This window comes from Aeromonas finlandensis (assembly GCF_000764645.1).
Classification (GTDB): Bacteria; Pseudomonadota; Gammaproteobacteria; order Enterobacterales; family Aeromonadaceae; genus Aeromonas; species Aeromonas finlandensis.
This window is the reverse complement of the sequence record NZ_JRGK01000174.1, coordinates 1-9,826: the sequence shown is the minus strand read 5'-3', so window position 1 is coordinate 9,826 and position 9,826 is coordinate 1. Positions and strand designations below refer to the sequence as shown.

Genomic DNA, 9,826 nt, shown 5'->3' with positions numbered 1-9,826 from the left:
GACTTGGAAAGAGTGGCAGCGTCATTGCACCTGCGTAAAACTGCTCAGCATAGGTAAGATGGGTCTGAGCCCAATTTTGATACCAGGGTTGTTTGTAAATCGGCATATAGTGCACATTGGCGCCGATACCCTGTTCACATAGTTTTCGGAAGAGCACACTGCGTTGTTCAGGGGCAACATGGTGAACATAGAGATGGAAAGAACTACGTCGCTCGGTGCTGAAATAACGAGGTTGTAGGTGTGGGGCCAGTGTTTTGAAGTAGTTCCTAGCGAGCTCGTTACGCGTGTTAATCCATGTGTCCAAGCTGTCCATCTGGCTCAACCCCAGCGCGGCCTGGATATCGGTCATCCGGTAGTTGAAGCCGAGCATTTGCTGCTCGTAGTACCAAGGGCCGTCCGGTTCATTGATAAAGTCTTCCGGCTCGCGGGTGATGCCGTGGCTGCGGAGCATGCGCATGGTTTTGGCAAGCGCAGGGTCGTTGGTCATCGCCATTCCCCCTTCACCGGTGGTGATGATCTTTACCGGATGAAAGCTGAAGACGGTGATATCGCTGTAGCGGCCGTTACCGGTTGGTTCATCGTGATAGCGCGCCCCCAGGGCGTGACAGGCATCTTCGATGATTCGGAAGCCGTACTCTTGTCCCAGGCGGTGGATCTCTTTCATATCACAGGGGAGGCCGGCAAAGTGCACCGGGATCACTACCTTGGGCAGCTTTCCTTCCCGTTTCGCAATTACCAGTTTTCGTTCCAACTCTACGGCACACAGATTGCCGGTATCCAACTCGATATCAACAAAATCGACTTGTGCACCGCAATAAAGAGCGCAGTTGGCGGATGCAACAAAGCTGATAGGAGAAGTCCAGACCCAGTCGCCGGGGCCGACTCCCAGTGCCAGGCAGGCTATATGCAGTGCCGCTGTACCTGAGTTGACCGCCACCCCAAATTGCGCATCACAATAATCAGCAACCGCTTGTTCAAAACGAGGGACGACCGGTCCCTGCGTCAGAAAATCAGATTTGAGTACTTCCACAACAGCATCGATATCTGCCTGACTGATGGATTGACGGCCATAAGGGATCATTCTACAGCCCCTTTTTGATTCATTTGCTGAAGCTGCTCGATGGTAAAAAAGTCAGGGTTGCTCCGGGAGTTGTATTCAAATCCCTGCTCGACCATTTTTCCTTTTTCGCCCGCAGCCGTCTTGGAAAAGTCGTTATTGCGATTATTGAAGTTGATGGTCGGGCCAATCACGAAGAAGTCATCAAATTCAAAGGTATGATAAGAGTCATCGGCAGGGCACATCACTTCGTGCAACTTTTCTCCGGGACGAATGCCGATGATCTTGTGCGGCAACTGAGGTGCCATGGCGCTGGCTAGATCTGTGATACGAACAGATGGCAATTTGGGAACGAAAATCTCCCCCCCTTTCATCCGGCCGAAATTGTCCAGCACGAAATCTACCCCTTGCTGCAAGGTGATCCAGAAGCGAGTCATCTCTTCATGGGTGATGGGCAAAGCATCTGCACCCTGGTCAATCAGCTTTTGGAAGAAGGGGACGACAGATCCACGGGAGCCAACCACATTACCGTAACGGACCACAGCAAAACGGGTTGGGTCTTGACCCGCAATGTTGTTTGCTGCCACGAAGAGTTTATCGGATGCCAGCTTGGTGGCGCCGTAGAGATTGATTGGGTTGGCAGCTTTGTCAGTGGAGAGGGCAATAACTTTTTTGACTTGATTGAGCAAGGCTGCCTGGATGACGTTTTCAGCACCATGGATATTGGTTTTGATGCACTCCATGGGGTTGTATTCAGCAGCAGGAACCTGTTTCAGTGCCGCTGCATGGACCACGTAATCGACGCCACGCATCGCCATGGTAAGACGGTTGGCGTCTCTGACATCCCCAATGAAATAACGCATGCAGGGGTCATTGAACTCCTGCTGCATCTCAAACTGTTTCAGTTCGTCGCGAGAATAGATGATGAGTCGCTTCGGTTTATAACGTTCCAGTACTGTTTTGACCAATCGTTGGCCAAACGAGCCAGTGCCACCTGTGATCAGTAGCGTTTTATCGTTGAACATTGTGGGCATCTCGTCATAAAAACAGTAGATGAATCATATGCTAGCAAATAAAGTACCAGCTTTTTTGGCAAAGAGTGTGATCCATTCATAAAAACAGTTTAAAGATTAGGGCGACAGCCCGGACATCACAGGTTGGCCCTCAGCGGTTGCACCTTATCAAGATGGATTCAATGTCTGCGAGGTGAGCTGGATAGTTTTGCATACCTGCTCCACCGCATTGAGGGCTCTTGGGGTGAAGCGGTGCAGCTCATCGGAGTTGACCAGCATCAGTCGGTGATGTTTCACCGCATTAAGGTTTGGCCACTTCTGCCAGTGATGCAGGGCGTCAGGATCTTGACTCCCCGCCAGGATCAGCGCGGGGTTGGCTCTGATCACCTGTTCCATGTCCACTTGCGGGTAGGGGGTCTTGGCATTTGCCATGACGTTGATCCCGTCGCAAAGCTCTATAGCCTGAGCGGGCCAGGCGTTGCCGCTCACACTGGTTAGGGGGGGATACCAGAGCTGGTAGAACACCTTGACGTCGGTTGGGTGGCCATAACGCTGTTGCAGGTCATGCAGGCGCGCCAGATAGCGATCGGCGGCTTCGTTGGCACTCTTCTCCACCCCCAGCAATTTGCCCAGTGCCCGCATCTCGGTCGCCAGCGAGGCAAAATCGGTGGGCTCCGAGTAGAAAACCGGGATACCCAGCTGTTCCAGTGGTGCCAGCATTCGTGACTGGGCAGAGCGCCAGCCCAGGATCAGGTCCGGTTTTTGCGCCAGCAGCGCCTCGACATTGATGCTGCGATAATTGGCCACCTTGGGCTTGGTTTTCACCTCGGGGGGATAGTCGGAAGCATCGTCGATAGCCACCAGCTTGTCACCGGCACCGATGTCATAAAGCAGCTCGGTAAGATGGGGAACCACGCTCACCACCCGGTTCGGCGTGGCGGCCTGCAGCGCAGCGGGCAACCAGGCCAGCAGTACGCAGGGCAGCCAGATAGGCAATCGCAACCATCTAACCATGAAATAACCCCGCCACAGTGACAACCAGCGCCAGCATCAACCAGCTCCAGCCCATTGCTTGCAGAATGTTGAGTACCTTGCGCGGTGACTCGCCATCGGGGTCATCACCGCTGCCAATTACCGGCCAGCGTTGCAAGGTTCCCTGATAGTAGCGAGGGCCACCAAGGCGGATCCGGCACTTGTCAGCAAGTAGTGTCAACAGCATCCCGATGGCGGGATAGGGCCAGAGCACACCGCTTCGCAGCAGTAGGGTGGCCTGCCTGATACGGGGCAGCAGGAGCGGCAGCCCCAGCAGCAGAATAGTGGGGGCATTGAGCCCCTGATAGAGGGCGCTGGCAGCCCGGCCAAAATAGCCAAACGCGGGATCCTTCATGCTCCAACCCTGGCTCATCAGCTGGGTCAGCCGCCAGAGCAAGGCGCCTTGTACCCCCGCGAGGGCGTATCCCAGCAGCGGGCCAGCCCATTGGCCCACCAGACGCAGGGCGCAGCTTTCGGTTGCCGCTTTGGCAATGCCCATGGCAGAAAGTTTGCCGGTGTCACGTTTGAGCCAGGGAGCCGCCTGCAATCTCGCCAGCGGTAGGGTCTCCTGCGTGACGAGCGCACGGGTGGCATGGGCAAGTTCGCGCAGCGGACGGGATTCGATCATCAGCAGCAGGAACAGCAGGTCAAACAGCGGCTCGCTCAGGGCCAGATTGCGCAAGGACCAGAGTCCGGCCGCGCAGGGAACCCAGACCACCAGCATCGCCAGCAGGCCCGCTTGCAATTGCTGGCGTGGCGTACCATCGGCTCTGTGCACCTTGTGACCCAGTCGGGTCAGCAGAGGCGTAATGGCCGAGAGCCGCAGATGGGATGGCCACGGGATCACCGTCTCCAGCAGGGCAGCCCCCACCAGAATGGCCGCCGTCGTCGAGAGGAGGGCGTCGGCCATCAGTTCGAGCGAGCCGGTTTCGATCACAGCTTGCCGAGCATCTTGATGATCATTTCGGCAGAGTGTTTGCCAGCCACTTCGATAAAGGCGTCGAAGGATTCAACCTGTTCCTTGCCCGCGATATCGGACATGGCACGCACCACTAGATAGGGCACTTTGAACATGTGGCACACCTGGCCGATAGCTGCCCCTTCCATCTCGACTGCCAGCATCTGCGGGAAGTCAGCGCGGGCTTTGGCGATGGCGTCCGGTTTGCACATGAACTGATCACCGGTGCAGATAAGGCCAACCTTGGTCTGATGCTTGCCTTGCTCGGCGATGCAATCCTGGGCGACCGCGATGAGCTTCTCGTCGCAGGGGAAGGCGGCAGGTTGCTGTGCCATCTGGCCCATCTCGTAGCCAAAGGCGGTTACGTCGACATCGTGGAAGCGCATCTCGCGGGCAATTACCACATCACCAATGTGCAGGTCTTGGGCAAAGCCGCCCGCAGAGCCGGTATTGATGACGCAGTCGGGGGCAAATTTTTCCAGCAGCAGGCTGGTGGCCACGCTGGCGGCAACTTTACCGATGCCGGAGCGGGTCAGGATCACCTCTTTGCCTGCCAGCATCCCTTGATAGAACTCGCAGCCACCCAGTTGCAGGGTGGTGGGGTTGTTCATCTGGCTGCGCAGCAGGGCTACTTCTTGTTCCATGGCGCCGATAATACCTACTTTCATTGCTGACCTCGTTTTGCTAGCCGTATGGCTGAATTTAAGTTGCTGTAGATCATAACAAAAGATGACGTCGGCGCCGAGAGGCACAAGCGAAAGGGGAGATAAACGACGGCACGCCGTGTGGCGTGCCGTCAGTTGCTGATTCAGCGTGGGAGGGAAATGAGTGGAGCGTTTAGCCGAGGGCGGTATCCAAGGTCATCATCAGGGCAAAGCCCGCCATCAGGCCGAGGGTGGCATAGGTCTGATGACCGTTGCGGTGGGTCTCGGGGATCACTTCATGGGAGACCACGAAAAGCATGGCGCCAGCTGCGAGCCCAAGCCCTATCGGGTAGGCGATGGCAAGGCCGCTGGAGAGCCCCACCCCGAGCAGGGCGCCTAACGGTTCGAGCAGGCCGCTGGCGATGGCGACCAGCACGGCAACAGAGGGGCGAAAACCGGCGGCGCACATGGCCAGTGCCACCGCCAACCCTTCGGGAATATCCTGCAGCGCGATGGCGGTGGTGAGTGGCAGCCCCACCGACATATCTCCCTGGGAGAAGCTCACCCCGATGGCCATCCCCTCCGGCAGGTTGTGCAGGGCGATGGCAAAGACGAACAGCCAGACCCGGGAGCACTGCTCGTGGCCGGGGCCGCAGGGGCCGGTCTTGTCATGTTCGTGCGGGGTGAACTGATCCAGCCCCAGCATTAACAGCACCCCGAGGGTCATCCCGACCACCACCACGGCGGCGGCACTAAAGCCGTTGCCGGTGATCCCCTCAGCAGCCTCCAGCCCCGGCAACAGCAGCGAGAAGGCACTGGCGGCCAGCATCATGCCTGCGGCGAAGCCCAGCATGGTGTCCTCCACTTTTTGCGGCACCGAGCGTAGGAACAGGGCGGGCAGGGCGCCAATGGCGGTGGCGGCAAAACCGGCGGCACCACCTATCAGGCCGTAGCGAACGCCGCTGGTTACTTCGCCGGTCGCCAGCATGATCAGGCTCTGCATCAACAAGAGCAACACCGCGACCAGTGCGATAAAGAGGCCGAGGGTAGTGAGCGGGCGGTTTTGCATCTGGCTGCGCAGTTGCTGTGACCAGGATATCGGGGGGAGGGCAGAGAGATGGTCCATGGCATGACCTCGGGGTGTGCAAAGTGGATGGTGGCATTACATCGGCTCGGCCGCTCCTTGTCTATGCCTGTAAGACGATTGCTGCTCTTGGAAAAGCGGGGGAGAGGTTTATCCAAGTCATATGGGTCGCCTATCGGTAGCCAACGGCTGGCTGTGAGAGGGAGTATCGGAAATGGTTGAAGTGGCTGTTGGCCAGTGGGGATGCATCGTCATGCTTTTCAGCAGGGTGCTGATGTCTGCTTTGATGTTCGAATGACAGAGACAAAAAAACCGGCTTGCGCCGGTTTTTTTATTTTGGTGAATGCTGGGACGCTGGCTTATTTGGCCAGTGATTCCGGCAGCTCTTCACGGATCTTGCCGAGCATCTCTTTCAGGACACGCGGGTTGGCAACCACGATGTTGCCGGAGTTTTCGTAGTTGTGACCACCTACGAAGTCGGTGACGATGGCGCCAGCTTCTTTGGCCAGCAGTTCACCGGCAGCGGTGTCCCAGGGCTTCAGGCCGATTTCCCAGAAACCGTCGACGCGACCGGCAGCCACATAGGCCAGATCCAGCGCGGCAGAGCCGGAGCGACGGATGTCGGCACATTCGATGAACATGCTCTGGAACATCTTCAGGTACGGTTCGATGTGGTGCTTTTGCTTGTAGGGGAAACCGGTGGCCAGCACGGTGCCCGCCAGCTCTTTGGCTTTACCGACACGAATGCGGTAGCCGTTCAGCTGGGCGCCGCTACCACGGGTAGCAGTAAACAGTTCGTCACGGATGGGATCGTAAACAACGGCTTGTTCGGTTTTGCCTTTCACGCGCAGGGCGATGGAAACGGCAAAGTGCGGAATGCCTTTGACCAGGTTGGTCGTGCCATCCAGTGGGTCAATGATCCATTGGTAGTCCGGATTGGTACCGGCAATCTCACCAGACTCTTCAGCAACAATGCTGTGCTCCGGGTAAGATTTTTTGATGGTGTGAATGATGGCCGCTTCGGCTTCACGGTCAACGTTGGTCACGAAGTCATTGCTGCCTTTTTGGATAGCCTCAATGTTCTCGGGCTGGGAGAAGGCTTTTACTACAACTTGACCGGCGTTGCGCGCAGCGCGCACGGCGATATTCAGCATCGGATGCATAGGTTCACCACTGGATGTTAAAGAACGGGGGATAAAAGGACGCGGTATGATATCAGTATTTTGTGCGATGGCAACTGTTATCCCCCTACGACCAATTGATTACGATTGCCAAATTTAACGGCTCCAATATAGACCAGATCTGCGCTAGTCTTATCCCAGCAGCCGGATACAGGCTGTCATGAGCATAGGGATATGAGCCATGAATTTGTCATTAGTGAGTCAGAACGTGTCTGCGGCCAGCGAGGGACTGCTGGCCATTCTGCGGTCATCACCCGAGTATGGTGATCACTTTGCCCACATCACCGTGACCCCCCTTGCCCAGTGGCAACCGGCCAAGACGGAGGCGGCGATCCTGCTGATCGATGGCGATGCGCCCTGGCAGGATGCCGGATTTGCCCGGGGAGAGGATGAGACGATCGGCTTGCCGGTCTTGCCGCTGCTGATCCGCAAGGGGGACAAGGAGTTGACGGTCTGCGGGCCGGATGTGCGTGACCCCCGTTTCTATTTTGTCTCAAACGGCATCGTGCTGGATGAGTCGGAGCTGGCCGAGCCTGCCTGCAGCCGGGTGCTGCTGCGCAAGCTGGAGTCCTACTTCCCGCTGCTTTCCCGCCTGATCATGCTGCGCCAGCGCAAGTCGGTCGCCATGCTCAACTAGTCCTCACTATTGCCTGAGCGTACCAGCGGCGCACCGAGAGCCTTTTTTGGCCCGCGGTGCGCCGCTTTTTAATGGTCTGGAACCGGTCACTTGTTGCAAGATGAGGCGGCTATGGTGTTGCACCATGTTCAAACTGTGCAATCTGACTATGACCAACAAGGAGTGAATCATGATCGACTTTTACACCGCCGCCACCCCCAATGGTTTCAAAGTGGCGATAGCCCTTGAAGAGCTGGGTTTGCCCTATCGGGTCATTCCTCTCGATCTCTCGGCACTGGATCAGAAACAACCCGAGTTTCTCGCTATCAACCCCAATGGCCGTATTCCGGCTATCGTCGACCGGGATAACGACGATTTTGCCGTGTTCGAGTCGGGCGCCATCCTTATCTATCTGGCGGAGAAAGCGGGCAAACTATTGCCGGCCGATCCCAAACGGCGCTCTCAGACCATCCAGTGGCTGATGTTCCAGATGGGCGGGGTTGGGCCCATGATGGGGCAGGCCAATGTCTTCTATCGCTATTTCCCGGAGAAGATCCCCGCCGCCATCGAGCGTTATCAGAAAGAGGGACGCCGCCTGTTCGAGGTACTCGACAGCCATCTGGCCCACCACGAATATCTGGCCGATGAGTACAGCATCGCAGACATTGCCACCTGGCCCTGGGTGCGGATTTATGACTGGAGCGGTATCTCCATCGAGGGATTGCCTCATCTGCAAGCCTGGATGGCCCGCATGGCAGAGAAGCCTGCCTGCCAGAAGGGGATCACCATACCGCCGCGCAAGGAGCAGCCCGATGAGCTGATCAAGCAGGCGCAACAGATGATAACGCGTTGATTTTTCACTGCAGACGGGGCGCTACGCCCCGTAATATTAGAAAAACTAAGGCAAGCAGATTACAAAGATTCGTTCGTTTTTTGTGAGCTGAATCACTATCATGCCCCCATACCACCAAGCGTCCTGTGCGGTGGTCTGGCGGGCTCCCCGCCTACTGTTTCCAACACTGTTTTTGATTGCATCACAGCCTCTGTGATCAGATTCCTCTGGGCCATTTTGTGCCAGAGGGGCGGTAGCATTTTTTCGATTTTTTGGGACTGATATGGATCGGCACAGTTTTTATCCGTTGTTTTTATTGACCATTCTGATGGTCGCTGTGGGCCAGATGACCCAGACCCTTTATGTTCCCTCCATTCCAATGATGGCGGGGGACTTCAATGTGGCCTCGGGCCAGTTGCAGGCGGTGATGGCCTGTTACCTGATCCCCTATGGCCTCTCCCAGTTTGTCTACGGGCCGCTGTCGGATCGTATCGGCCGTCGCCCGGTACTGATCGTCGGCATGATGGTGTTTCTGGTGGGTACCCTGACCATCCAGCTCATTCCGCACTTCACCGCCTTGCTGGTGGGCAGCTTTATTCAAGGGCTGGGGACCGGTGCCGGTGGCGCCATGAGCCGTACCGTGATGCGCGATCGCTACAATGGCGCCGAGCTCAACCGCGCCAACAGTCTGGTGAGCATGGGGGTGATCTTCTCCCCGCTGCTGGCACCGGTGCTGGGTGGCTGGCTGACCGAGTTGTTCAACTGGCGCGCCGGTTACTGGTTCCTGTTCGGCTTTGGTGCCGTAGCCACTCTGGCGATCATGGCCTGGTTTGGCGAAACCCTGCCTGTTGCAGCTCGCCAGCCGCTGCGGGTGGGGGCGGCCTATCGCCACGTGCTGGGTAACCCAAAGTTTCAGGGCAACCTGCTCTGCCTGATGGCGACCTTTGCGGGACTGGCGGTATTTGAAGCCGCGGCCGGGGTGCTGCTCGGCGATGTGCTGAAACTGAGCGCCCGTACCGTGAGCGTGCTGTTCGTGCTGCCGCTGCCCGGCTATCTGTTCGGTGCCTGGCTCTCTGCCAAGCTGAGCTTTCGCCTGAGCCAGGGCAAGCTGATGCGTCTGGGTATCGTCTTTCTGGCGCTGGGGTCGCTCATCATTCTGGTGCCGGGGCTGTTCGGGGTGGTGAGTGCAGCTTCGCTGGTCGGTGGTGCGGCGGTCTACTTCATCGGTAGCGGCATTCTCTACCCGACCGCCACTTCCTGCGCCATCGAGCCCTTCCCGGGTCAGGCTGGCACCGCGGGTGCCATTCTCGGCGGGATGCAGAATCTGGGGGCGGGCGTGGTGACCCTGCTGGCCGCCGGTTTCCCGATGACCGGTCAGGTGACCCTGGGGGCCATCATGACCCTGATGG

General features: G+C 57.5%; 10 protein-coding genes. 3 read left to right on the top strand and 7 right to left on the bottom strand.

Going from position 1 to position 9,826, the window contains the following annotated elements; all coding sequences use genetic code 11:
- From pseC to suhB, 7 genes are all read right to left on the bottom strand, one after another.
- On the bottom strand, nucleotides 1–1,081 hold a 1,081-nt coding region (pseC, locus tag LD28_RS0112260; protein WP_033137247.1), incomplete at its 3' end, for a UDP-4-amino-4,6-dideoxy-N-acetyl-beta-L-altrosamine transaminase.
- The gene (gene pseB / locus LD28_RS0112255; protein WP_033137246.1) at nucleotides 1,078–2,082 is read right to left on the bottom strand and encodes a UDP-N-acetylglucosamine 4,6-dehydratase (inverting); all 1,005 of its coding nucleotides are present in this window, start codon (nucleotides 2,080–2,082) and stop codon (nucleotides 1,078–1,080) included. The genes pseC and pseB, both read right to left, overlap by 4 nt.
- A 156-nt stretch (nucleotides 2,083–2,238) precedes the next feature.
- Nucleotides 2,239–3,084, bottom strand: a complete 846-nt coding sequence (locus LD28_RS0112250) for a cobalamin-binding protein (RefSeq protein WP_033137245.1) — start codon at nucleotides 3,082–3,084, stop codon at nucleotides 2,239–2,241.
- Entirely contained in the window at nucleotides 3,077–4,039 is a 963-nt protein-coding gene (locus LD28_RS0112245; RefSeq protein ID WP_033137244.1) for a cobalamin biosynthesis protein CobD/CbiB, read from the bottom strand. The genes LD28_RS0112250 and LD28_RS0112245 overlap by 8 nt, the downstream gene beginning before the upstream one ends.
- Nucleotides 4,036–4,728, bottom strand: coding sequence for a 5'-methylthioadenosine/S-adenosylhomocysteine nucleosidase (mtnN, locus tag LD28_RS0112240; protein WP_033137243.1), 693 nt, complete (start codon nucleotides 4,726–4,728; stop codon nucleotides 4,036–4,038). The genes LD28_RS0112245 and mtnN overlap by 4 nt, the downstream gene beginning before the upstream one ends.
- Nucleotides 4,729–4,897: 169 nt before the next feature.
- Nucleotides 4,898–5,830 (bottom strand): ZIP family metal transporter, encoded by a 933-nt coding sequence (locus LD28_RS0112235; protein ID WP_033137242.1) that lies wholly within the window; start codon nucleotides 5,828–5,830, stop codon nucleotides 4,898–4,900.
- Nucleotides 5,831–6,147: 317 nt separating this feature from the next.
- Complete coding sequence (gene suhB, locus LD28_RS0112230; RefSeq protein WP_033137241.1) at nucleotides 6,148–6,951, bottom strand: inositol-1-monophosphatase; 804 nt, start codon at nucleotides 6,949–6,951, stop codon at nucleotides 6,148–6,150.
- A 199-nt stretch (nucleotides 6,952–7,150) separates the two neighbouring features.
- Here suhB and LD28_RS0112225 point away from each other — a divergent pair, with 199 nt between their 5' ends.
- The 3 genes from LD28_RS0112225 to emrD all read left to right on the top strand — a co-directional run.
- Nucleotides 7,151–7,606 carry a hypothetical protein gene (locus LD28_RS0112225; protein ID WP_033137240.1) on the top strand — a complete coding sequence of 152 codons (456 nt, stop codon included), beginning with the start codon at nucleotides 7,151–7,153 and terminating at the stop codon, nucleotides 7,604–7,606.
- A 169-nt stretch (nucleotides 7,607–7,775) separates the two neighbouring features.
- Entirely contained in the window at nucleotides 7,776–8,438 is a 663-nt protein-coding gene (locus LD28_RS0112220) for a glutathione S-transferase family protein (protein WP_033137239.1), read from the top strand.
- A gap of 262 nt (nucleotides 8,439–8,700) precedes the next feature.
- On the top strand, nucleotides 8,701–9,826 hold a 1,126-nt coding region (gene emrD / locus LD28_RS0112215; RefSeq protein ID WP_033137248.1), incomplete at its 3' end, for a multidrug efflux MFS transporter EmrD.